At 46.0% G+C, this 26,035-nt stretch carries 19 protein-coding genes; 12 read left to right on the plus strand and 7 right to left on the minus strand.

Annotation, left to right across the window (positions count from 1 at the left end; all coding sequences use genetic code 11):
- The first annotated feature begins 4 nt into the window (after positions 1–4).
- Positions 5–2,590, plus strand: a complete 2,586-nt coding sequence (ccsA, locus tag LQ567_RS06130; protein ID WP_231003236.1) for a cytochrome c biogenesis protein CcsA — start codon at positions 5–7, stop codon at positions 2,588–2,590.
- 241 nt (positions 2,591–2,831) lie between these two features.
- Here the strand turns inward: ccsA and LQ567_RS06135 are convergent, their stop codons facing one another.
- Positions 2,832–3,581: a lysophospholipid acyltransferase family protein gene (locus LQ567_RS06135; protein ID WP_231003237.1), complete on the minus strand. Its 750-nt coding sequence runs from the start codon at positions 3,579–3,581 to the stop codon at positions 2,832–2,834.
- A gap of 622 nt (positions 3,582–4,203) precedes the next feature.
- Between LQ567_RS06135 and LQ567_RS06140 the strand changes: the two genes are divergently transcribed.
- Together LQ567_RS06140 and LQ567_RS06145 are read left to right on the plus strand one after the other, a co-directional pair.
- On the plus strand, positions 4,204–4,680 hold the full coding sequence (locus LQ567_RS06140) for a hypothetical protein (protein ID WP_231003238.1): 477 nt from the start codon (positions 4,204–4,206) through the stop codon (positions 4,678–4,680).
- Positions 4,681–4,683: 3 nt separating this feature from the next.
- On the plus strand, positions 4,684–5,832 hold the full coding sequence (locus LQ567_RS06145; RefSeq protein WP_231003239.1) for a toxin-antitoxin system YwqK family antitoxin: 1,149 nt from the start codon (positions 4,684–4,686) through the stop codon (positions 5,830–5,832).
- Here LQ567_RS06145 and LQ567_RS06150 read toward each other — a convergent pair.
- From LQ567_RS06150 to LQ567_RS06160, 3 genes are all read right to left on the minus strand, one after another.
- Complete coding sequence (locus LQ567_RS06150; RefSeq protein WP_231003241.1) at positions 5,810–6,094, minus strand: GNAT family N-acetyltransferase; 285 nt, start codon at positions 6,092–6,094, stop codon at positions 5,810–5,812. The genes LQ567_RS06145 and LQ567_RS06150 overlap by 23 nt on opposite strands.
- A gap of 237 nt (positions 6,095–6,331) precedes the next feature.
- Entirely contained in the window at positions 6,332–8,479 is a 2,148-nt protein-coding gene (gene fusA, locus LQ567_RS06155; protein WP_231003243.1) for an elongation factor G, read from the minus strand.
- 226 nt (positions 8,480–8,705) lie between these two features.
- Entirely contained in the window at positions 8,706–9,851 is a 1,146-nt protein-coding gene (locus LQ567_RS06160) for an META domain-containing protein (protein WP_231003244.1), read from the minus strand.
- A 92-nt stretch (positions 9,852–9,943) separates the two neighbouring features.
- Between LQ567_RS06160 and LQ567_RS06165 the strand changes: the two genes are divergently transcribed.
- The 8 genes from LQ567_RS06165 (at position 9,944) to LQ567_RS06205 (ending at position 20,143) form a co-directional block, all read left to right on the plus strand.
- Positions 9,944–10,384, plus strand: coding sequence for a hypothetical protein (locus LQ567_RS06165; RefSeq protein ID WP_231003247.1), 441 nt, complete (start codon positions 9,944–9,946; stop codon positions 10,382–10,384).
- Positions 10,385–10,471: 87 nt separating this feature from the next.
- Positions 10,472–11,035, plus strand: coding sequence for a hypothetical protein (locus tag LQ567_RS06170; protein WP_231003249.1), 564 nt, complete (start codon positions 10,472–10,474; stop codon positions 11,033–11,035).
- A gap of 287 nt (positions 11,036–11,322) precedes the next feature.
- Positions 11,323–14,478: a SusC/RagA family TonB-linked outer membrane protein gene (locus tag LQ567_RS06175; RefSeq protein WP_231003251.1), complete on the plus strand. Its 3,156-nt coding sequence runs from the start codon at positions 11,323–11,325 to the stop codon at positions 14,476–14,478.
- 10 nt (positions 14,479–14,488) lie between these two features.
- Positions 14,489–15,895, plus strand: a complete 1,407-nt coding sequence (locus LQ567_RS06180; RefSeq protein WP_231003253.1) for a RagB/SusD family nutrient uptake outer membrane protein — start codon at positions 14,489–14,491, stop codon at positions 15,893–15,895.
- Positions 15,896–15,913: 18 nt separating this feature from the next.
- A complete protein-coding gene (locus tag LQ567_RS06185; protein WP_231003256.1) occupies positions 15,914–16,975 on the plus strand; it encodes a cyanophycinase in 1,062 nt (353 codons plus the stop codon).
- 79 nt (positions 16,976–17,054) lie between these two features.
- The gene (locus tag LQ567_RS06190; RefSeq protein WP_231003258.1) at positions 17,055–18,107 is read left to right on the plus strand and encodes an isoaspartyl peptidase/L-asparaginase family protein; all 1,053 of its coding nucleotides are present in this window, start codon (positions 17,055–17,057) and stop codon (positions 18,105–18,107) included.
- Complete coding sequence (locus LQ567_RS06195) at positions 18,107–18,952, plus strand: cyanophycinase (RefSeq protein WP_231003260.1); 846 nt, start codon at positions 18,107–18,109, stop codon at positions 18,950–18,952. Before LQ567_RS06190 ends, LQ567_RS06195 begins: the two co-directional genes overlap by 1 nt.
- 63 nt (positions 18,953–19,015) lie before the next feature.
- Positions 19,016–20,143, plus strand: coding sequence for a PKD domain-containing protein (locus LQ567_RS06205; RefSeq protein WP_317206832.1), 1,128 nt, complete (start codon positions 19,016–19,018; stop codon positions 20,141–20,143).
- Between the two features lie 908 nt (positions 20,144–21,051).
- On the opposite strand, the gene LQ567_RS06210 is transcribed toward LQ567_RS06205, so the two are convergent.
- From LQ567_RS06210 to rpmI, 3 genes are all read right to left on the minus strand, one after another.
- Positions 21,052–22,524, minus strand: a complete 1,473-nt coding sequence (locus tag LQ567_RS06210) for a type III PLP-dependent enzyme domain-containing protein (RefSeq protein WP_231003262.1) — start codon at positions 22,522–22,524, stop codon at positions 21,052–21,054.
- 129 nt (positions 22,525–22,653) lie between these two features.
- Entirely contained in the window at positions 22,654–22,998 is a 345-nt protein-coding gene (gene rplT / locus LQ567_RS06215) for a 50S ribosomal protein L20 (protein ID WP_231003264.1), read from the minus strand.
- Positions 22,999–23,047: 49 nt separating this feature from the next.
- Positions 23,048–23,425: a 50S ribosomal protein L35 gene (gene rpmI / locus LQ567_RS26355; protein WP_449585229.1), complete on the minus strand. Its 378-nt coding sequence runs from the start codon at positions 23,423–23,425 to the stop codon at positions 23,048–23,050.
- Between the two features lie 59 nt (positions 23,426–23,484).
- On the opposite strand from rpmI, the gene LQ567_RS06225 reads away from it, so the two are divergent.
- A complete protein-coding gene (locus tag LQ567_RS06225; protein WP_231003266.1) occupies positions 23,485–25,896 on the plus strand; it encodes a hypothetical protein in 2,412 nt (803 codons plus the stop codon).
- The last annotated feature ends 139 nt before the right edge of the window (positions 25,897–26,035 follow it).

The following is a 26,035-nucleotide window of genomic DNA, read 5'->3' on the forward strand; positions in this document are numbered from 1 at the left end:
ACGAATGAATTATATCGGAGAGGATTTATTACCCGGACAAGTAGGACATTTCTTTGTAATCGTATCCCTTGTTGCATCCCTGGTAGCCAGCTTTGCTTATTTTAAAGCCACAAAAGTTACGATTCCGGAAGACCGGAAATCCTGGTTGAAGCTGGCGCGTGGTGCATTCTTCCTTGAAGCAGCTGCCGTCTTTATCATTTTTGCGGCGCTGCTGCATATCCTCTATCATCATCTGTTTGAATACAAATACGCCTGGCAACACAGCAGCCGGTCGCTCGAATTAAAATACATCCTGAGCGCTTTTTGGGAAGGTCAGGAAGGTAGTACCCTGCTGTGGACCATCTGGCACTGCATCCTGGGACTCATTGTAATCCGGAAAGACAAGGAATGGGAAGCCCCGGTAATGATGATCGTTAGTTTTGCCCAGTTCTTCCTGGCTACTATGATCCTGGGTGTATATATTTTTGATGTAAAGATCGGATCAAATCCATTTATCCTTTTGAGGAATTCCGGGGTGCTGGACAATGCGCCCGTGATGCATGTGGGCTTTGACATCGCCAATCCGATACGACCGGATTATATGACCCTGATCAAAGACGGAAACGATCTGAACCCGCTCCTTCAGAATTATTGGATGACCATTCATCCGCCGGTATTGTTCCTTGGATTTGCCTCCACGCTCTTCCCGTTTGCCTACGCGATGGCGGGATTATGGACCGGCAAAACAAAAGAATGGATCCATAAAGCCCTGCCCTGGGCCTTGTTCTCTGTTGCAATTTTCGGACTCGGCATTATGATGGGTGCCAAATGGGCTTATGAATCGCTGAACTTCGGCGGTTACTGGGCCTGGGATCCGGTAGAGAATGCCTCTCTTGTACCCTGGCTGATACTGGTAGCGGGCGTGCATACCCTGCTGGTTTTTAAACATACCGGTTTTTCCCTGCGGGCCACCTTTATATTTTTTGGATTGGAATTCCTCTTCGTACTGTATTCCACGTTCCTTACTAAGAGCGGTGTCCTCGGTGAAGCATCGGTACATGCCTTTGCCGATATCGGAATGAACGGCCAGCTGTTTTTGTTCCTGCTGGTATTTGTATGGCTGATGCCTTTTGTAGCAGCCACTACCAACCGGCAGCGGGCCATCATCGCGCTTACAACCGCCGCGCTTTCCGTAAGCACTTATTTTCTTGCAGAGATCATCCCCGGCTTCCCGCTCTATGTGATCCTTTCCGGAATCATCACCTTTATTGTTCTTATGAACAAGCAGGTGCCGGCAGTAAAAAAGGAAGAGAGCGCCAGTTCCCGCGAATTCTGGATGTTTATCGGCGCCCTGGTATTGTTCCTTTCCGCATTGATCATTATTTTTCAAACATCCTTGCCGGTATTCAATAAGCTGTATAAGCTTAACACGGCTCCCGGGGAGAACAATGAATTTGCTTATAACCAGATCCAGGTACTGGTGGCCATCATCATTGGTATTCTTACAGCAATCGCGCAATACTTCCGGTATAAAAGCACACCCGGCAATATCTTCTTAAAGAAGATTGCAGTACCCACCTTTATCAGTGCGGTAATCGCCACCTTTATTCTTTTGGTGGTAAAGATCAATTACGACAAAGAAGGCCTGGGCTTTCTCATCAATATCTGGATTGCACTGGTAGCTGGGGTATACGCTGTTGTTGCCAACATCCTGTATATGTTTTCCAGTCTGAAAGGAAACGTCAAAAACAGCGGCGGTTCCATTGCGCATTTTGGCTTCGGGCTGGTGCTGGTAGGGATCTTGCTATCTTCAGGTAAAAAGGAAGTACTGTCGCACAATACCAGCGGTATCTCCATTGATTTCGGCAAGGAAAGTAAAGAGATTTCGGGAGAGAACCTCACGCTTGTAAAAGGCGTTCCCATGACGATGGGTAAATATAAGGTCACTTATGAAGGTGATTCTGCCCATCCTAAAAAGGCGCTTACCTATTTCAAGATCCGTTTCAGGTCTGATTCAGACAGTTTTACCCTACACCCGAATGCTTTTATTAATTATAAGGGTAATGAAGGGCTCATGGCCAATCCTTCGGCAAGGCATTACTGGGATCATGATGTATTTACCTATGTATCGGCCCTGCCCGATCCCAGTAAAAATAAAGACACCGCCCAGTTTGCCATCAGTACAAAAAAAGTGGGCGACACCATCTATTACAGCCGTGGGTTTATTACATTGGAAAAGCTGGTTGGAAAAGATAATCTTCCGCTGCAAAACTTTGACCGTTCCGATACCGGCTATACCGCCTCTCTTAAAGTACAATCCATCAACGGCCCTTCTTATCAGTCAGACCTTCTCTTAATCAAAGGCAAGGGGCAGGTCTTGTTCCAGTCGCAGGATACTGTAATGGCGCAGAGCCTGGTATTGCAACTCAACGATGTAAAGAACAGCGTGGCGCAGATCGGCGTAAAAGAATCCTCGGCGGTTATGGAATACGTTACATTGAAGGCTTATAAATTCCCTTATATCAACCTGCTTTGGGGAGGGGTAATCATAACCGTGATCGGTACACTGATCAGTATGGCCCGAAGGCTGCGGTTGAACCGGGTCCGGTAGGCCTTCGGGTTTCAGGTTCTAGGTTTCAAGTTTCAGGTTTGAAGTTCAAGGTTAGATCCGTTTCATACTTGATGGGCCGTTGCCTGTAGCTTATTTTCACATTTTTGCACCTTCAGATTTTCAAATTCCCATATCATTCCGGGTTCAGTTTGTTTCCGGCCCGGGGTTCTATTGTCCGTGGACTATTGACCGCCGATGCTGAAAGCTGACTGCTGAAAACTGATCACCGGTTGCTGACGGCTCAATGCTGCAACACCTCCGGCATATATTGTTTGCTTTGTTCAATAGCATCCATCAGCTGGTTGGTAATTTCCTGTGCAGATGCATCATAATCGATATTCATAGGCGGCTTAAACGTTACGGTGAGCAAGGTTCCTCTTCTCTTTAACGTAATTCCTGTTTTATTGAAGGCCCGGGAAAAGCCGTTGATGACCACCGGAATCACAATCGGTTTATGGTGTTTAATGATCAGCGCCGTTCCTTTTCTTGCCGGCGCATAAGGTGTTGTAGTACCTTGCGGAAAGGTAATCACCCAGTTCCTGTCTAAAGCCCGCTGAATCTTCCGCGTATCGGAGGGATCCAGCCCGGTACGTTTTTCATTGCTGCTTTCATTCCAGGTACGCTTTACGGTAAGGCCACCGGCAAGCAGGAACAGGCGGCTTAGCCAGCTGCTTTTCATTGTTTGCTCGGCCGCAACATAATTTACACGGGTATAAGGATTCAAAAAATAATACGGGAACCCCAGCCGGTCTTTCTTCCCCCATTTATGCGCAGAAAGGATGTGGAAGAACGTGATCACATCCACGAAATAGGTTTGATGATTGCTTACAAATAATACGTTATTCGGAGGCAGGTTTTTCAGATGTTCTGTACCATGAATCCGCAGTTTGTTTGCCATGGCAATACCAGGATACGTAAACAGGCCTACTGTAAAGTGAACAAACTTTCTTACAATATTTATATTTCTAAAGCGGCTGGTTCGTTTGCCCATATTCGTACGAAGATTTTTGGGGGTCAATATAATCAAATAAAAGGTTTAAACCCGCATCCGGATCCTTTTTACCGGTACCGTCTCAGTTGCACTGTTTGATCCAATACAAATCTTACACAGACAATAACCCTCGCCTGTAGATCATTCATATCGGTCATGGCAGATATCTTTTGATAAATATAATACATTTATTGCTGGTTTTCATGCTGCAAGACAGAGCAGAGACCATGCAATTTTTCGCCACATCCAACCTTTCGTCCATTCACCATTCAATCAAAGTGGGAAAATCGCTATGCTGCTGAAGATATCTCCACTATGGTTAGTATAACATTTGCGAAAATTTGAAGCGGGTCCTGCAGAACAACCAGCGCTCTTCGAAAAAGCAGTACAAAAGGGCACCGTAGCCTCAACCGTAACAGAGAAGCCTTTATAGCATCATCCTGACAAACGATGGATTAAATTTTCCTATAAAAACGCTTCCCAAGATTCCTTTCCTGTGGTCCAAATCGATAGCCAGGACTACAAAATTTTATCGCTAAATTCAACTAAATAGCCCGCTATCGGTATTTTTTTTTACTTTTGCCTCCTGACCGTAACGTAAAGCTAAACCTGAATTGTTATTTTGAAGGCGATTATATACAAAACAGCTACATTCCTTATTTTACTTTTTTTTAATCAGCGCCTGCTAGCCCAGGAAGGATTTATTATCGACTCTGTAGAGTTCTGCTCAATAAATATTGCCATCCCCGATACCTGCACGGCAGAAACAAAACGCAGCGTTAAAGGTAAGAATTGGAGTATTGAGTGGAACTACTATGACAAAGGACGATTTCCTTCTACAAGAAAATTTTACTCGGGTTTTATGAAAACGATGGGTTACAAGTTTAAAGAAAAGAAGGCGGAATTTCTGATACTTAATAAACGGGTATCGGGAACCATTGTTACATTTAAATCCGAAAATGAGGAAAACTATTCCATCTATGCATCAATGCTTGTCAACAAACAGATCGTTGTTATATTCCTTTCATTAAATCAGTATCCGGTAAATAACAGCAGCCTTCCCGATTTTGCGAAAGAAATCATACAATTCAAACAATAACTTATGAAGGAACCACTTCTGTTTGCTTTAATAATGTTGCTGTTAACCACGACGAAGGCTCGTGGGCAAGATTCACTTCCCGACAACTTTACTATCGGTGATTTCATGGAGATCTATCATTCAGACAGCATTAAGATCTCCTTCAGTTGCTTCGGAGGCATATCTACTAAACGATGCGCAGACTATTACCGGGTAGGCAAATTAGACCCCTTATACCTTAATGTAACCGGTCGCTTTCATGATTATTTCATGAACGGGAAAGTATATCTGGATGCTACTGCGAAAGATGGCAGTCTGACAGGGCCTGCTAAATACTATTATTCCAATGGACAATTAAAAGAAGAGGGGCAATATAAAGACGGTATCAGAATCGGAACCTGGAGATTTTATTACCCAACCGGAATACCACAAAAAGTATACTTTTATGAAGATGGCGTCCCTCTGGTTATGGAGGCGTTTACAGAAGACAACAAGCAGGTTGTAAAAAACGGAAACGGTCATTTTAAGACAGAATTCAGCAATCGTTCTGCCTGTATAAAATTTAAAACAGAAGGAGATCTGATCAATGGGAAAAGATCCGGCCTCTGGTCATTTTCCAACATCAATGCAATGAAGCCGATCTCTGAAGAGCTATACAATGACGGGATCTATATCCAATCAAGGGCCGATAACACAGATTATATTGAAGCCCCCAATACGGGGCTGTCTGTATACTATGGCAATGAAATTCTTCAATTAATTGCAAGTAGTATCAGCTGTCCCGGTGATTATAGCTCATCTGTGAGGGACGCATTTTCGCTGTCGGCTTTTACTACCAGCTTACAGGCGACATTTGATACCTGTTCTTTAATCTCTAAAAATCAATGGTTGCTCGTTGGCCTGAAGATCGGGACCAGAAGAGATCTATTAAGTCTGAATGTCGCGTCCTCCATTAACGACAAGATACTTGAGAAATATATTTATACTGCCATTATGAACATCAGGAAATGGAAGCCTTCTTTTATTAAAGATAAAAAGATTGAGGCGGATTTTTTCTTTTCCGTTTTGGTCGATAATAATAAAATACTGATACCGGAAGATGTGATACGCAAAACTTTTCACAAACCATTACGGTTAAAGTACCCATCCCCTAGTCAGACAGCACATCCCTGATCTCTTTTATTTTTTCAAACATTGACCGCGCAAAAGGACAAAGCGGCAACACTTTTATATGCCCCGTTCTTGCAAAGGCAACCAGCTGCATCAACAGTTGTTTTCCCACGCCCCTGCCTGAAAATTGCGGATCCACAGCGGTATGATCGATGATCAATTTAGCATCACCGGCCCACACGTAGGTCATTTCTCCCGCTACGGCGTCTTCACTCATCGCCGTAAAACGGCCCTTTCGTCCATCGTCTTCCTGTATAATTTTCATTTTATCGTACTGTCTGCATTTAAATTTATATGCCGGCGGTTTTACCGTCTCATCTAACCGCATGACATGGCGCTCCAGCCTTGCTTACCGCTTTTGGAAGTCCGTCATCTCCCGGGTATTTCCATCAACCGTAAAAACTGCTACAATAAATATACTCCAAAATCAATATACTTCCAACCGGCATAAAAAAACCCCGGCCGGAGCCAGGGTTTTTCTTATTCAATCGGGTTGCTGCAATTATGCAGTAACTTTTCCTTTTGCTTTTGCGATCACTTCCTCGGCAATGTTTGTAGGAGCCGGAGTGTAGTGCGAGAACTCCATGGTGCTGGATGCACGTCCGGAAGTTAATGAACGCAGCTGCGTTACATATCCGAACATTTCGCTCAGCGGCACCTGTGCCTTAATTACCTGGGCACCCGCACGGGTATCCATTCCTTCCATCATACCACGACGGCGGTTCAGGTCACCCGTAACGTCACCCATGTATTGTTCAGGAGTGATTACTTCTACCTTCATGATCGGTTCCAGCAGTACGGGCTTTGCTTTACGCGCAGCTTCACGGAAACCTTGTTTTGCGCAAAGCTCAAACGACATAGAGTCAGAATCCACCGCGTGGAAGCTTCCGTCAAATACACGGATCTTCATGTTATCTACGGGGTAGCTGGCCAGTACACCACTGCTCATTGAGGTTTCAAAACCTTTCTGAATTGCAGGCACAAATTCCCTTGGGATAGAACCACCAAAGATATCGTTTACAAACTGGTAGTTTTTGTCAGGATTCTCTTTCTTCCACTCTTCGTCTACAGGACCTATGCTAAACTGGATATCCGCAAACTTACCACGACCACCGGTTTGTTTTTTCAGGGTTTCCCTGTGTTCGATTGTTGCGTTGAATGCTTCTTTATATGCTACCTGGGGAGCTCCCTGGTTTACTTCTACTTTAAATTCGCGACGCATACGGTCTACGATGATCTCCAGGTGTAACTCACCCATACCACTTAAGATCGTTTGACCGGTATCTTCGTCGGTTTTTACACGCAATGTAGGATCTTCTTCAACCAGCTTCGCGATAGCCATACCCATTTTATCAACGTCGGCCTGAGTTTTAGGCTCTACGGCTACGGAGATCACCGGCTCGGGAATGAACATGTTTTCCAGAACAATCGGGTGGTTCTCGTCGCAAAGGGTATCCCCTGTTTTGATTTCTTTAAAACCAACCGCTGCACCAATATCACCTGCCTCGATAAAATCGATCGGGTTTTGTTTGTTTGCAAACATTTTCATGATCCGGCTGATCCGCTCTTTCTTACCGCTTCTTACGTTCAATACATAGGAACCTGCATCCAGGTGACCGCTGTAACAACGGAAGAACGCCAGACGTCCTACAAACGGATCCGTCATGATTTTGAACGCCAGTGCTGCAAAAGGCTCTTTTGCATCGGGCTTCCGGGTTAATACTTTCTCAGGATCGTTCGGATCATGACCTTCGATCGCTTCTACATCTACAGGAGAAGGCAGGTAACGGCAAACCGCATCCAGTGCTGTTTGTACACCCTTATTTTTGAAAGAAGAACCGCACATCATTGGTACGATGCTCAGATCGATACAAGCCTTACGGATCGCTTCGTGAATCTCCGCTTCAGAAATAGAATTCGGATCATCAAAGAATTTTTCCATCAGCTGGTCATCATATTCAGCTACGGCTTCAATTAATGCAGCTCTCCACTCTTCCACTTCCGCTTTCATATCATCGGGGATCGGTACTTCAGTGTAGGTCATTCCCTCTGTAGCATCATCCCAGATAATACCGGTATTTTTGATCAGATCCACCACGCCTTTAAAGTTATCTTCCGCACCAATGGGTAACTGTAAAGGAACAGCCTTTGCACCCAGCATTTCACGAACCTGTTTTACCACGTTCAGGAAATCGGCACCCTGGCGGTCCATTTTATTTACAAACCCGATACGGGGTACCCGGTAGCGGTTTGCCTGGCGCCATACGGTTTCAGACTGAGGTTCTACCCCGTCTACCGCAGAAAACAGTGCAATCAGACCATCCAGAACCCGCATAGAACGCTCTACCTCCACCGTAAAGTCCACGTGTCCGGGGGTGTCAATAATATTAAATGAATACTTTTTTGTATCTGCAGTAGCCTTTCCTTTATCGGTAGGAAAGTTCCACTGGCAGCTAACCGCGGCAGAAGTAATGGTAATACCACGTTCTTTTTCCTGTTCCATCCAGTCGGTTGTAGCAGCACCTTCGTGTACTTCACCTGTTCTGTGAATCATACCGGTGTAACGTAAAATACGTTCAGTTGTAGTGGTTTTACCCGCATCAATGTGAGCGGCAATACCAAAGTTTCTTTGTAATTTTAAATCTGCCATGATTTTTCTAAAGTTGAAATTATTTGATTTCAGAATCCATCCTACTCATTTCCAATAACTTACAAAATAAAATGCTGTATCGGAACAGAATGAATGGAATTTAAGGCTGCAAAGGTAGGAAAAATTGGCAAAAATCCCGGGTATCCATTTGGTATATTTTCCACAGCTGCCGCCGGGACGTGTTATAGTTTTGTAAATCCCCGATGCAGCCGGGTGCGGCGCGTTCCTAATCCCAGTCTGCCGCTACCCCTTCAGCAAGCATCTTTCCAGCGGCGTCTTTAAATTGTATAAAATGGCCGGAGATCTCGTAAGAACGGATCCGTGGCAATACGTCCAGGTAACGTTTCTCCACTTCCATAAATTCCGTACAGAATTTTTTAGTGGTTGCGATCGCTGAAAAGCGGATGGTCATTCCAGAACCGGCGCTGGTCGTAAACATCGCCCTGTTGCATCCCGCCATACCATTTGTTTGCGCAAAATCGGTCAGATTAACCGAAGCGCGCGATTTTATGACCAGGTCTCCGTTTACCCCGTCGAGCTTTTTCAGCATCCATTCCCGGCGCAGGGGATCCCAGGTGCCAGCCGGAGGCTCTTTTTGCCCGCCGGCATCTGCCACGCCTTCCAGCAGCAACACATCTTCCTTATCAAACAGCTTCAGCCGGTTGCCGATCACCTGGTATTTTGCCATCAGTGGCAGCGCTTTGGTGATGATCGACTCATAACCCGCTGCGTCCCTGCAATATTTATTAGTGCTAACAACCCGGGCAACGGAAATGGAAAAGGGAGCGGTAATGTTCGTAACAAAACGGAGTTGATTGCAACCCACAAAGGCGCCGGATGCCGAAAGATCGGTAAAATCGATCACCGGGCGCAGCATTGCAAAACTGTCGGAGCTAACATTGATCATTTTTGTGATCTGCCACCGGCGCCGGATGCTGCCATTTTCGTCTTCGGGCGCGATCACTGCTTTTAAAAGAGGACCTCCGTCCCTGCCAACCAACTCCAGTTGCCCGCCGGCGATATGGAACCGGTAGGCCGCCGCAAGATTTTCCTTCAGCGCTGTACTCAGCTCATCGTTGCAATTGCGCCTGTTGGGGTAAAATGCCAGTCCATCCAGCGCCACGCGGTTATGATGACCAAAACGCGGTGTAAGCGCCAGCGTATCACAACCCGCCACCGCCACAGAGTGGTATACATTGCGCAGGTCCAGCTCCGTTTGGGAAAGCGGCTGCGTATAACCGCTTAGTTCCGTTATCTTCCATTTATGATGCAGCCCCTCTGTTTGCATGGAGCTCACCAGGGGTGCCGTATGGCGGTTACAACCCGCAATAAGGACCATTGCAAGTACCGGATACATTAAAATTACTCTCATATTTCTTCTATAAAGGTTGGTCAGATATCATATATTTGTATATCAATATATATCCTAATCTTCGAACAATACACAATTCAACACTAAAACTAATGAAATTCAGATTGATCCCACTCTTATTGTTCACGCTTTCCCTTGGAGGACTCTTTGCCTGCCAAAAAAACCGGGAAGTTGAAAGGAAAGCGCCTCCGGCATCCGAAGCCATTCAGGGTACCTGGCTGTTTAGTGCTTATAAAGGCCCGTTGAGAAGTCTTGAAATAGCGCCTTACACGTTACATTTTAGCAGTTCGGGGATCTTCGAATTACGATCACCCGATGGTGTTTTAACAGAAAAAAAAAGATACCAGCTTTTGCGTATGCAGGAAGGCATTCAACTCGATTTTCCCGACCAGCAAAGCGTCCTGTCTGAGGAGCCGTTATGGGGCATGAACGGTGCCACCCATATTGTGCTGCTCAACCAGGATTCCCTGGTACTGGGCGGGCCGCCCTGCTGCCATCCGGAAGAATTGATTTATTTTATAAAACAACCGTAAAGCGGGCTGCCGTTAATGCAGCAGCAATTGTTTCTTTACAACAACCCATTGCCAACCCAAACCTTCATACATCCAAAAGTATAACGCATGAAATTCAGGTTTTATTTATTATGCCTCATCATTGCAGGTTTATATGCCTGTAAAAAAAGCAACCCGGCACAGGAACAGGCCCAACCCGAAGAAAAGCCGGGTGTGCGTACCGAAACAGGTATCAAAGTAGTCATTGATGCAGCTTACCTCACCGATACTACAAAAGCGATCAACAGCAGTTATGAAAAATTTGCCGGGGTATGGAGACTCCAGCTATTTGTGTGTGGTACCTGCGGAGTAGATCCCCGCAAAACAGATACCACTGAAATTCTTACCCTTCGCCGGAACGGACAATATGAGCGCATAAAAAATGATACGGTCTATTACGCAGGTACCTACAAAATACGGTATGATTACCGCTGCGGTAGCAATGCCCTTGAAAAAACATTCCTTTTTGAAGATGCAGCATCTGCGGAAAAAACAAAGGCATCTGGCGTTCCTTTTCCGGCTGAACTACTTTCCTCAACAATTGACATTTCCAATGCTACATTAACTATCGCCGCTCCAAAATGTATGATCGACATGAATGGTTACAGAACCTATAAAAAAATTACCGAGTAATCGTTCTGTTCTTTTTAATAAAAAGTACCGGCCTTTTTTTATATGGGGTACGACGCTGCCTGATCCGGCCCGGTTATCAGTGATTTTGGCATACATTATAAAGCTGCTGCTTACTGCATTCCTGTTGGATCCTGTTGCTTTCCCGGGCCACCGGTAACGTATACATACGGGTATTCCCCAAACTACAGTACGATCATATATGACGCTTACACGTTTAAAATGGGTTATTTTTTTGATTCTTAAAATAATACACTATTTTCCGAGCGAAAACTAATAATTATTTGAATATGGGATTAATTGTTTACGGGAAAAGGAACGGGCAGTATCGGGCTTTTTCAACGAGCACACAAAAAACCAGCACCATCTTCTTATTCTTTTTGCTTCTTGCTTTCCAGGCAAAGGCGGTGGAATCATATAAACACCTGCCAGACCTGAAAGCAGACATTCATAAAAGGAATGCCTTTTTCAACACAATAACCGGAAAGGTTGTTGACCAGGAGGGTAACGCGATTGTGGGTGCAGTGGTGCGTGTTATTGGAAGTACATCCGGCGTTATAACGGCTACTGATGGATCTTTTACTATTACGGCCAATGAGGGCGAAACGTTAGATATTTCGCACGTCTCTTATCTTTCTCAAACCGTTAAAGTGGGAAAGGAAAACAACATCACCGTTACCCTTCAGCAAAACATCAATCACCTGGAGCAGATCGTGGTAACCGGTTATACCCAGTATTCAAAAAGCAAGAGTCCGAGCGCTGCCGTTCAGGTAAATGCCGCCGATATTAATAAAGTACCCATGAGCAGCGTTGAGCAGGCCCTGCAGGGACGGGTACCGGGTCTTAGCATAATTTCAAGCTCCGGCCAGCCGGGCCAGGTGGCTGCCGTGGTTATCAGAGGAATTGGCTCCATCAACGGTTCTACTGCCCCCTTGTATATTATGGACGGTATTCCCATTGAAGGCGGTTATTTCCAAACCATCAACCCGGAGGATATCGAATCTTTTACGGTGCTGAAGGATGCATCTGCCAAAGCGCAGTATGGCTCAAGAGGGTCAAACGGGGTGATCATTATCACCACCAAAAAAGGGAAAAAGGGTAAGCTGAACATCGGTTATAGCGCTCAATACGGCTTTTCAACCCTCACACAGCCCACTTTTGAAATGATGGATGCAAAGGAACGTCTGAAATTTGAAGAAGAAGTTGGTTCGGAAACCGGGCGGGATATTGGTCCCGGATGGACCTATTCCCCGCTGAATCCGGATTATGCCACTCATACGGCAGATTGGCAGCGCAGGGCCAATGGCATATTGGATAGTCTGCAGCAAATGAATACCGATTGGAGAGATCTGTTCTTCCAGCATGGCAGCTTTATGGAGCAACAGGTAAATATGAGTGGGGGCAATGAAAATATACGAACCTATAATGCCTTGGGATTGTGGAAAGAGCAGGGCATTGTAAAAGAAACAGGCCTGGACCGGTATTCGCTTCGCAGCAATACCAATTTTAACTATGGCAAATTCACTGCGGGGATCAATGTTAACCTGGGCTATGCTGCATCCCGCTTTACATACAATGAAGGTGGCACCGGAGTGGGCTCGCCGATGGCATCTGTTTATTATGCCCTGCCTTATGAATACCCATACACCCCGGACGGTGTATTTTATGCTACCGATGCCGGTATCGGATTCCTGGATACCCGCGAGGGAAGCCGGGGAATCGACGTATTGTACGGCACTTCCGATAAAACAGAACAGTTTAAGACCGTGCTTGGTCTGGATATGGCTTACGAGATCATAAAAGGGCTAAAGATCAGCACCCGCGCGGGTATGGACCTGCGCAATTCTGTAGACCAGGTGTTCATCAACCCGCTGTCTTATATCGGAAGCAAACAATCCGGCGGCAAGGGTTCTTTCGGAGAAGGATTCAGAAGGAACTTCAATCTTGTTTCAACCTCCGGTATTACTTATAAAAAAAGAATCAATATTCATGATTTTGAAATATCCGGATTTTTTGAGTACCTGTATAACAATGCGCGGTCTTTTAGTTACCGGGGATACGGACTGGATGACCGGCTGCCGGAAACACCTGCAGGCATAACCGTAAGTACTGCGTTCCTGCCGGGTTTGAGTGGCGGCCGCTCAAACAGTGCCATTCTTTCCTATATGGGCATCGGGCGTTATACACTGAACAATAAATACACTCTTACTGCCAGCTACCGCTATGATGGGGCATCGGTATCATCGGTACCACTCAAGAACCGCTGGCATGGGTTCTACTCCTTTGGTGCCGCCTGGGATGTGAAGGAAGAGGCCTTCCTGAAATCCAGTGAACTGATTTCGCTTCTAAGGCTACGGACCAGTTATGGTCAAACAGCCAGTCCCTTTGGCAGCAGCTTCGCTTATCTCCCTACCTATTCAGCAAATACAACCTACGGCGGCCTTCCGGCCATCCGGCCCACAAATATCGGTAACCCGGATTTTGACTGGGAATATGTGGATGAGTTCAACGCAGGAATCGACCTCTCGCTTTTCAGCACCCAACGCATAAAACTCGTGGCGGATTTCTATAACAAAATCACCCGGAACGTGTTTATAGACCAACCGCTTTCTGCCACATCCGGAGCAGGATCGGGAGGTACCGCACCATTGAGCTCTGCAAGAATGCGCAACAAGGGGGTTGAGTTCAGTTTGAGCGGCGATGTGATCCAGCACAAAGACTTCAACTGGAATATTGGCGCCAATGCCGCCTATAATCAAAACAAAATTTTACGGGTGAGTGATGTTACGGATGAGTTGCCCGATGGCGATACAAGAATCATCAAAGTTGGACTTCCATATGGAACCTATTACGCACCCCGGTGGGCAGGTGTAGATCCGGCAAACGGTGATGCACTTTATTATAACCGCGATGGTTCCGTTACCAACGTATATAATGCAGAGCAACAGTCTGTACCCTTATCCGCAGCCATGTATCCCAAATTAACCGGAGGCCTTACAACTTCCGCCCGCTGGAAAAGCATTACGTTGAATGCCTTATTCTCATTTGTATCAGGTGTGCAACGCTGGAATAATATTGACTTTTACATCGAAAACCAGGGATACATGACGAGCAATCAAAGCAAAAGAATGCTGTACGACCGCTGGAAAAAGCCAGGTGATGAAATGCTCCTGCAACGCATCGATGTGCCCAGGAACTTTACATCCAAAGATATCCAGGAGGCTTCCTTTATGCGCCTGAGAAACGTAAAGCTGAATTACAGCATTCCTCCAACGCTGTTACATGCTACAAGGATCCTCAAATCGGCCGACATTTTCATCCAGGGAGAGAACCTGTACACCTGGACCTCCTGGCGCGGACTGGATCCGGAAAACAACCGCCAGTACGGCCGGTTTGAATACCCCAACGCCCGGAAGTATACGGCTGGTATTAATATTAATTTTTAATCTACGCGTTATGTACATAAAGAAAAGCATTGTTTTTTTATCACTGGCCGCACTTGCATTCCAATCCTGTTCCAAGCTGGATACACCGCCTTCTGATTATATTGACCCTACCAAAGCCTTCCGTAATTTAGACGATCTTAATTTGGGCGTACTGGGCGCCTATGCACCTTTAAGTTCCACATTGATCGAAGCCGTGGCAGTTGTATCGGATGAAGCGATGCTGCCCACAGAGAATACGGTGTCCAATACATCTGCACATAGATGGTTGTACAATTCTTCCTCCGGTTCGGTTACATCGGCATTTTACGAATACTATGTGGCCATAGACCGTGCCAACCGCGTGCTGGAGGCCGTTCCCAATATTCCCGCAAGCGGATCACAAAGCCGGTTAGACCAGTATCATGGAGAAATGCTGGCATTGAAGGCTTATGCACATTTTGAGCTGTTAAGGGCTTATGCGTCTTCCTATGAGCCGGATGGACTGGGTGTACCTTATATGAAAGAGCGAAAATTGGGTTACCCTCCAAGAGAAACCGTAAAATCCAACTTCGATAACATCAACGCCGACCTGAAAGCAGCTAAAGACCTGATCCCCTCGGGCTTCAGCGACAATAGCCGTATCACGAAAACGGCCATATCTGCCATTCAGGCAAGAGTAGCATTATATGAAAAAAAATGGAGTGATGCCATCGCCTATGCATCAGAAGTGATCGCCAGCGAGCCGTTAGCCGCTAAAAATGACTTTGGCAAAATCTGGAAAGACGAAAGTCAGGCTGAAGTCGTTTGGAAACTGGCCAGGGGCATTGGCGACTCCCGCATCGGCGCCGCTTTCTTCCGGGAAACAGGTGAAATCGTTTTATATGCCCCCTCTTTTAAACTTATCGACCTGTTTGGTACCACTGCGCAACGGGGCGATGATGTTCGCTTCAGCAGCTACATCCGGTATGCGCCTACACGGCCGGCCGGTAAATCGCAATACCTGGTGGACAAATATGTGGGCGGCAATCCATCTTACCAGGGGCTTACCGCTGTGAAGCTGTTCCGCACCGGCGAAATGTATTTGATCCGGGCAGAGGCCGAGCTGGAGGCCAATGGCAGTGCCGGTATCACCGCCGCAGCCAAAGACCTGAACGACCTGAGAAGAGGCCGGATCTACAATTATATCGATCAGACATTTACAGATAAACAAAGCCTGCTGAATGCCATCTACAATGAACGGTTTAAGGAACTGGCTTTTGAAGGCCATCGGTTTTTTGACCTTAAACGCAGGAACCTACCGGTAGAGCGTACCACGCAGGATGCGATCAATACATCCGGCGCTATCAAACTCAATCCAACGGCTGCCCAGTACTGTTTCCCCATTCCTGCAGATGAAATGGCCGTTAATAAAGGTATGATCCAAAACCCCAATTATTAATCCCGACATTGTTTAGCAATGAAGCTATTTTACCCCATATTCTTCGCTACGGTTTTGCTTGCAGGCTGCAGCAAATCAGAAGATCCTAACAACCCGTTCAGACCCGGCGCTCCCAAACCGCCGCCGCCCGTAACCCGCCCTGCTTCCATCGGTATTGCAGGCGATGTGGCCGATGTGCAAACAACCACTAAAAGCGGAATCGTGATCATGGGTGGCGGTACCGATGTGAATGCCGCCTTTCAATGGATGATTGAGCGAAGTGGCGGCGGAGACGTAGTCATCATCAGGGCCACCGGCACAGATGCGTATAACGCTTATGTAAAAGGCCTGGGAAACGTGAACTCCGTGGAAACCCTGAAAATAGATTCGCGCAAGCTCGCCGATGACGACGGGGTAGCAACCATCATCCGCAATGCAGAAATGCTGTTTATTGCCGGAGGCGATCAATCGGATTATACGGGTTACTGGAAAGGGACAAAAGTAATGGCCGCCATTAATTATTTACTAACTGAAAAAAAAGTACCGGTGGGCGGAACCAGTGCCGGAGCGGCAATCCTGGGTAACTATTACTTCAGTGCCGAAAGAGGCGGCATCGAATCTGCGGAAGTACTGATGAATCCTTATGCGGAAAAGATCACGATCGGCAGGGATGATTTCCTGAAAGCCCCTTTTCTTCAAAATGTCATCACCGACCAGCATTTTACCCAGCGCGACCGCCAGGGCCGCTCGGCTGTTTTCCTGGGCCGGATCATGAAAGACTGGAGTAAAACGCCTTATGGAATTGCTGTTGACGAAAAGACTGCTGTTTGTATAGATGAAACAGGAATAGCCAGCGTAGTAGGTAGCAACAAGGCCTTTTTCCTGAAAACAGATGCGGCCAAAACGCCCGAAACATTTGAGGTGAACAAACCGGTAACCTGGAACCGCGACGGCAAAGCGATACAGGTGGCGGCTATATCAGCCGCCGCCGCTATCAATAAGTTTAATATGAATACTTTTGAACCGGATAATACCTCCGGACTTGAGAAATTCTGGTGGTCGGTTATTTCCGGCAACTGGACTCAGACAAGTCGTCCCTGAGATTATTTGAGATACCAGGTTGTAAAAAACGACCCGGGCATTTCAACTGATGCGATTCAAAGAAACCTAAAAAGATGCAATGAAAAATATTTTAAAAACAATCTGTTTGGTTGCGGGCAGCAGCGTTATCATGCTCTCGTGTAAAGACCGGGCCGGTACCACCGGAGCTACTAAATACGTTATGGTTATTCATGGAGGTGCCGGAACCATTGAGAAACAGTTTATGACCCCCGAAAAGGAAAAAGCCTATACGGATGCATTGACCAAAGCGCTTCAGAACGGATACCAGCTCATCAAAGAAGGCAAACCTTCTATGGATGCGGTACAGGCAGCCATTAACGTGATGGAGGACTCGCCGCTATTCAATGCAGGGAAAGGAGCCGTATTTACCCATGATGGCAAGAATGAACTCGATGCTTCCGTTATGGACGGGCAAACGCTAAAAGCAGGTGCCGTAGCGGGTATAACCACTATTAAAAACCCGATCAACGCCGCAAGAGCGGTCATGGAAAAATCCGAGCATGTGATGATGGTGGGCAGAGGTGCTGAGCAATTTGCTGCAGCAAACGGATGCGATACGGTTCCTCCCTCCTATTTCTTTACACAGGAACGCTGGGATCAGCTGCAGCGGACTATAAAAGAAGAGGAAAAAGGCCGTGCGGCATTTAACGATGTAGATCCGCGAAAGAGCCGGATCTATGGCATTTCGGAAAAGGATAAAAAGTTTGGAACTGTAGGTGCGGTAGCCCTCGACAAAAACGGAAACCTGGCGGCCGGCACTTCTACCGGGGGCATGACCAATAAAAAGTACGGTCGTGTGGGCGACTCGCCCATCATTGGCGCCGGCACTTATTGTAGCAATGCCACCGCAGGCATCTCCTGTACCGGCTGGGGCGAATACTATATCCGGGAAGTGGCAGCAAACCGTATGTCGTCCCTGATTGAATTAAAAAAGCTTTCGGTACAGGAGGCGGCCAAACAGGTGATCGCGGAAATTGGCAAAATGGGCGGCGATGGCGGTATCATCGGCTTAGACCGCTCGGGAAAAGTGGCAATGGAGTTCAATACCTCCGGCATGTACCGTGGTACGGTGGATGAAAACGGTAAAATAACCATTCATATTTATAAGTGATGAAACAATATCTTAATAAAAAAAATATGCTCCTTGCAGCCTTTGCTTTTGCGGCCATGTTTACATATGGGCAAAACAAAGGCAGCCTGTTCATTATCGGCGGCGGAGAGCGCTCCCCGCAATTGATGAAGGACCTGGTGAAAACCGCTGGCTTCAGGGCCAATGATTATATCGTTGTGCTGCCCATGGCCACCGGCATTCCGGAAGAATCAGTGGCCTATATCAGTGGCCAGCTATCGGAGATCTGTAAGAATCCCATCGCCAGTTTTAACTTCTCCAAAGAACAGGCAAACCATCATCAACGCTGGATCGATTCTGTCCGGAATGCCCGGCTGATCTATATCGTTGGCGGCGATCAGAATAAATTCATGGATGTGGTTAAAGGCACCAAGTTATATACGGCCATGCATCAGGCGTTTGCAAACGGCGCTACGATTTCCGGCACCAGCGCCGGAGCCGCCGTAATGTCGGAGATCATGATCACCGGCGAAGAGCGGGATAAAACCGACAAGGACAGCTTCCGGGAAATTAGAAAAAACAATGTAATCACCGCACAGGGCATGGGCTTTATTACCAACGCCATCGTTGACCAGCACTTTATTAAACGCAGCCGGTACAACCGGCTTTTGAGTGTGCTTGCAGACCATCCGGATAAAATGGTCATTGGCATTGATGAAAGCACCGCCATTATTGTAAAAGGCAAAAAAGTAACCGTAGCAGGCGAAAGCCAGGTACTTGTTATTACAAGTCCCCGCAAACCAACCGTGTTTAACAAAGACAAAATCACTTTTAAAAACGCCTCCTTATCCCTTTTTTCGTCGGGAGAAGGTTTTGATTTAAAATAATGTCCAATATAACTTCCCGGGTAAAATCAGCAACCAGGCAAACAAACTTAAACCGTTAAAAAGATGATCCTATTAAAGAAACTACTTCCCGTTTTTCTACTCGCGTTCGTTGCCATGGCGGGCTGTAAAAAAACGAAATACAATTTTGACGATTTACACCCCACGGTAAAAAGCTTTTTTACCATCGGCAATACGGAGTTGAATATTGACGAAGCCATTCATTTCAAAAATGCATCCCTGAATGCCGAATCCTACACCTGGGATTTTGGTGACGGAACAACTGCTACTGAAAAGGAACCGTCAAAAACATATATCACACCGGGAACCTATACCGTTAAGCTAAAAGCCGTTGGTCCCGGCGGCACCGGAAACTACTCTAAAGACCTCGTGATTATAGACCCCAATGCCGTCATTGATACGGATAAGGAACTTTATTTTATTGAATACGGCAGCAAACTCGTACGCAAAATATCGCTGATACCGGGCTCAGCGGCAGAAACCGTGGTGAATATGACCGGTAAGGAGGCACATGGAATGGCTTATGATTCGGTAAATAAAAAAATCTATTACTGCGATTTCCAAAACGCCAATGCCGGGAAAATCTGGCGCATGGATGCAGACGGCAGCAATCCGGTAGAGGTGCTTTCCGGGCTGAGTGCTCCATATGGCGTTGCGCTGAACCTCGCTGAGGGAAAAATGTATATAGCAGACGGAGCCAATGTTTCAAGAGCTAACCTGGACGGCAGCGGTTTTGAGAAATCCTTTATACCTGTATTCGGCGGTGCATTGAGGGCTATAGGCTTCAACAGCAAAACAAATATCATTTATTTTTACGAGGTGAATAATGAAGATCTGTACGCAGCAAAATCCGACGGAACCGGTGCAGGCAAGATCATTGAAGGAGCGTACGGATATGGCATTTTTGTGGATGTGGTCAATCAAAAGATCTACTACGATGACCGGAGAAAAACAGGTATTATGCAGGCGAACGCCGATGGTTCCGGTATTGTAAAAATTGCGAATGTAGCCGGCAACCGGGGCGGTTCGGGTATAACGGTTGATTACAAAGACAACAAACTGTATTGGGCCGAAACGAATAATGGTTTGATAAAACGTTCCAACCTGGATGGAACGGGCGCGGAAACCTTCCTGTCTGGCGTAAACAACCCAAGAGGTATGTTTATTAAATAGGATGACGTTTACGTAACACATTAAACCTTTTAAATGATGCTGCGGATACTCCATCTCAATAAAGGGAGCATTCGCAGCATTTTTTTGCCATCAAGCAATAGGTACAAAGCGGAGTACTCAAAAGTTGCTTTAATTGCCATGTTATTCGAAGGTTCAATTTATGTGCCCAAAGGAACAACATCACATAAATGCTGAAACAATCCCGATCTATCGGGACAGCATGACAAAAAGTATAATTAATTTTCAATACTAAATTGAACACATTTTTGGATGCCCCAATTGTACTCCGCTTGGTTTGAAAAACCATCCTGGGAAAATCAACCATGATGGATGCCAGTTAAATAATAAATTACGCAAATGCCTTTTATTGATTTTTTATATTATCTGATATACAAAGCTTATGCGGGTTATAGAAACGAAAAAAGTCCGGATTCAACATCTTCCGGTATTCTGGGTGGACTTTTTACCCTAAATATAACTACGGTGTATATCCTTATAGCAATTATTAGTAAGAGTAAAATAGTTCTTAATAAATTATTGATCATCGGAGTGTTTGTCGTTCTCCAGATATGGACTTATATCAGATATATATATAAGGACAGTTGTTCCATCACAGTTTTGGAGAAAGAGTGGCTCAATAAATCAGATGCCTATAGAAATCGGGTAACAATTCTTGCCCGGGTTTATATAATCATTAGTATAGTGGGACTTTTTGCTTTAGCCATCTTTTTAGGAGAACGGAACAGAGCGTAGTGGCTCCTTTTGGAAACTACAGCAAGGGGGCCAAGCATTCATCGCTCCTGCACAACCAAGCTTCAGATACCTGCGTTAACAAACATCCAACCAGCAATGGTATACCAGCCGGCCTTTTACAATCTTATCCCTTATGAAAAAGTACGATAAGGTCTTTATCGTAAATACCCCAGGATCTTCAGCATGCTTTGAGAGGTTTGCTCCTTGGCATATACCCACTCGATCAGTTTGCCGTTCTTATCATACTCGAGTATGATGTGTTTGGGCGAAGGAATCAGGCAGTGCTTAATACCGCCGTACCCGCTGATCTGGTCCTGGTAGGCCCCGGTATGAAAAAAGCCCACATATAATGGTTCTGCATCGCTTTCAGCATTCTTGGGTGTGGCTTCAATAGCCGGAACACCCAATCCGCCCACCCGGTTATCATTATTGATTTTGGGTAGGAACACTTCATTAATATGTTCCTCCGAATCATAGTAATCATGCCCGTCGCAGGTGATGCCGCCCAATACCACCCGCTGGTATTCGTTATTCCATTTATTAATGGGCAGCATCAGGAATTTCTCACCGATGCCCCAGGTATCCGGCAGCGTGGTAATGAAGGAAGAATCGATCATATACCAGGTTTCGCGGTCGTTCTGCACTTTTTCGCCGATCACACTGTAAATATGTGCCATGCTCTCTCCTACCGTAAAGCTTCCGAATTCGGTATAGATATTGGGCACGGGCACCTTTGCCTTTTTGCAGGCCGATTTAATATTGCTGATGATCTCATTGATCATGAACTGGTAATCGTATTCAAACGCCAGGCTGTGCTTGATGGGAAAACCGCCGCCGATATTGATCGAATCCAGCTCGGGACAGATCTTCTTAAGCTGGCAATAAAGATTGATGCTTTTACGCAGCTCACTCCAGTAATAGATATCATCCTTGATCCCTTTATTCAGGAAAATATGCAACATCTTCAGCTGGAACTTTTCCTCATTTCCTTCAATTTCATCTACATAAAATTCCAGTACATCTTTTGCCCGTATCCCCAAACGCGAGGTGTAGAACGGGAATGTAGGTTCCTCCTCTGCTGCAATACGGATACCCAGCTTAAACGGCTCCTTGCTCTTCACACTCCGTTTGTACATCTGCAGTTCTTCCTTATTGTCCAGTACGGGGATCACATTTTTAAAGCCGCTGTTGATCAGCTTTGCAATGCGTGAGGTGTAGGCTTTTTGCTTAAAGCCGTTGCAAACAATATTGATATCTTTAGTGATCTTTCTTCTTTTGTACAACTGGTTAATGATATCGATATCGTACGCAAAAGATGTTTCCAGGTGAATATTGTGCTTCAGCGCTTCTTCTACTACAAATGAAAAATGCGAGCTCTTGGTGCAGTAACAATAAAAATATTGTCCTTCATACTTATGCCGCTTCATTGCGGCGGCAAAGTATTGTTTTGCCTTATTGATATTGATCCCTATCTTGGGCAGGTAGCTAACCTTGAGGGGCGTGCCGTGCTTTTTGATCAGTGCTTTGAGGTCGATACCGTTAAATTTCAAATAGCCATCTTCCACTTCAATTCCTTCCTGCGGAAAGTTAAAGGTCTGGTCTACTAAGCCTAAGTATGAATTATTCATTACCCAACAAATCCGGTGAATGCCGGCAGCTTTTAAGTTTTTTTAAATTGCCCGCTAAATTAGCGTATTTCTGAATAAAAAAACCGCTCCTTAAAAGAACGGTTTTAAATAATTTATGTGAGAAATCGGCTACTTAACAGAAGCAACCAGGGCCTTGAACGACTCGGGGTTGTTCATAGCCAGATCCGCCAGTACTTTCCGGTCCAGATCAATTTGCTTTTCTTTCAGTTTGTTGATGAAAACAGAATACGTTAATCCTTCCTCACGAACGGCGGCGTTGATACGCGCGATCCATAAAGAACGGTAATCTCTTTTCTTTAATTTACGACCCACATACATGTAGGTCATCCCTTTTTCTACAACGTTTTTGGCAACGGTAAATACATTTTTACGTTTGCCATAGAAGCCTTTGGCTTGCTTTAATATTTTTTTCCGGCGGGCTTTAGAAGCTGCTGAGTTTACTGAACGTGGCATATCTGAATAATTTTAATTGTAAATAATAAAATAAAAATCAAGCAATCGCTTACTTTAAACGTAATAAGCGCTGTACAAAATTCATGTTGGATTTTGCAACAACACCATCAATACGCATACCGCGTTTACGCTTGGTTGATTTTTTAGTCAGAATGTGACGTTTGAAACTTTTTTGGTGAGTGATCTTACCAGTGGCAGTTACTTTAAAACGCTTTTTTGCACTGGAATTCGTCTTTACTTTAGGCATTGTACCTTTATTTTTTTGTGACACCTTTGAGGTGTTGACGCCCGGGCGCCACCCTTTTTGAACCTCTTCAGTAATGCTTCCGTTTTTGAAACGGGATGCAAAGGTAAGTAAATAATTGAAAAACTGCCTGTTTTCACGCAAAAATACAAGCTCATCCCGGCTCTTCATTAAAATTATCATAAAATTGGGGGTATAAAGTGCCGGCAAATCCGGCACAAATGTTAATTTTCGCCTTTACTATGATGATAAGATTAAAGTATTCAGCCTTTTATAAAAAAATATTGCTGCTTGCGCTGGTTATTCCCGGTGCAGGAATGTCTGCAAAAGCACAGGACATCATGGGCAATATTGAGCGGTTTGCCAGCGCATTTACCCCCGAGCGGGCCTATATCCATTATGACAAAAGTAGTTACTCGCCCGGTGAAACCATCTGGTTTAAGGCATACCTGATGGCCGAAGTGGTGCCGGCCGAAGCCAGCAAAACCTTTTATATCGACTGGATCGATGATAAAGGTAAGATCCTACAGCACACCATTGGCCCGCTTGTAAATGGCATGACGAACGGTCAGTTTGAACTGCCGGCCAGCTATACCGGCAAATCCATCACCGTAAAAGCTTATACCAGCTGGATGCTGAATTTCGATTCTTCCTTTCTTTACACCAAGAAGATCCCGGTGGTAACGGACGCTCCTCCTTCCGGCAAGACGGGCGCAGACCTGAAACCGACCCTTACGTTCTTCCCCGAGGGCGGGGATGCCATCGCCGGACTCGCAAATAAAATCGCCTTCAAAGCCGTAAATGCCTTTGGCGATCCGGTAAAACTTTCCGGTGTGATCGTGGACGGCGCCGGGAAATTTGTAGACAGTTTGCGGAATATTCACGACGGTATGGGTTATATCCTGCTTACACCCAAGGCCAATACAACCTACACCGCAAAATGGAAGGATGAAAAGAAAACGGAATATACCACCCCGCTTCCGGCAATCCGTCCCGAAGGCATTAGTTTAAAAGTGGCCCTTGCGCAGGGTAAACGGAATTTTGAAGTACAGGCATCACCCGGTGTGGCTGCAGGAACAGACAGTATACACATCATTGGTACCATGTACCAGCACCCGGTGTTCAGCATCAGCAGGAGCCTTAAAGCTACCGCTGTAAGCGGAAGCATTCCGCTGGAAAGCCTCCCCTACGGTATTTTAACGATCACGGTTTTTGATAAAAACTGGAAGCCCCTGGCAGAGCGTATTACCTATGTGGATAATAACCGGGCCTATTCCTGGCCGGCGGCAATGGAAGTAGAGCATTGGGGACTGAGCCACCGCGGACGGAATGAGCTGGTCATTTCACTGCCGGAAGCGGCTCCGGCATCACTTTCGGTTGCCGTTACCGACCTGGCCATTGGTGTAGACAGTTCTGAAAATATTCTTTCCGGGCTGATGCTGACGGGGGAACTCAAAGGAAAGGTATATAATCCTGCCTATTATTTTAAAGACAGTTCGCTGACAACCCAGCAGAAGCTGGACCTGGTAATGCTTACCAACGGATGGCGCCGCTTTAACTGGAGCAAACTGCTGTCTGGTGAATTGCCGGCCATCCGGTATCCGAGAGACTCTGCCTATATTACAGTTTCCGGAAAGCTGGCCGGTATTATGCCGTCTTCCATCTCCCCGGCCTCTTCCATTATTGTAATGATGAAGCAAAAAGATACAGAAGGAAAGATGCTGATGATGCCTATTACAAAGGACGGGCGCTTCAACGATCCTACCGCAGTTTTCTTTGATACGGCGCGGGTGGCTTATAAAATACAGGACAAAACGCTCGACGGGTCGATGGTACAGTTTATGCCGGATAAACTGCGCGTTCCGGATCCGGGTAATGCCTGGATGGTTCCGTTCAAAGCAGATACGGCAGGCAGTGCCTATCACCTGAAACTGGCCGCCGCCGCCAACGCCATTGCCGAAAAAAATAAATACAAGGAACTGGAGGCCGTTACGGTTGCCGCCAAAACGAAGACACCGGTGCAGGTCCTGGATGAGAAATATTCTTCCGGCTTATTCAAAGGCGATATGAACTCCATCCAGATGGATGTATTGAATGATCCCTTTGCCAAAAGCGCCATGGATGTGTTCACCTATCTTCAGGGGAAAGTGGCCGGACTGCAGATCAGCGGAAGCGGCTCCAATGCCTCTTTAAACTGGAGAGGTGGTGCTCCCCAGATCTATATTGACGAAATGCCGGCAGATGTAAGCTTTGCCTCTTCTATCAATGTAAATGATATTGCCTACATCAAGGCCTTCCGCCCGCCGTTTATGGGCGGTACCAACGGGGCCAACGGCGCCATTGCCATTTATACAAGAAGAGGAGACGATGTAAAACCGGAGCCGGGAAAAGGTCTGTCTGCAAGCCGTATTGAGGGATACACCGCCATCAAGGAATTTTATACCCCCAAATATTACAGTCAGTTCGTTTCGCCGGAAGCGGATAAAGACGTACGCACTACCATTTACTGGAATCCCAACGTGGTGGTAGATCCCAAAAAGAACCAGGTCCTGATTTCATTTTATAACAACGATGTCAGTGATGCCTTCCGGGTAGTGATCCAGGGCATGACGCTGGATGGAAAGCTTATCCATCATGAAGAAAACATGGAATAATACGCTTTTTTACAGTGCAAAAAATACCCACATTTGGGCATATACCCTTTCTGAAAAGAAAGGGTATATTTGTAACGGCTCGTCCATATTTAACAGATGACGCATTATTTTTTAAACAGCAGGTGTATGGCGGCCGGTA

Origin of the sequence: Niabella pedocola (assembly GCF_021044425.1) — a bacterium.
Lineage (GTDB): Bacteria > Bacteroidota > Bacteroidia > Chitinophagales > Chitinophagaceae > Niabella > Niabella pedocola.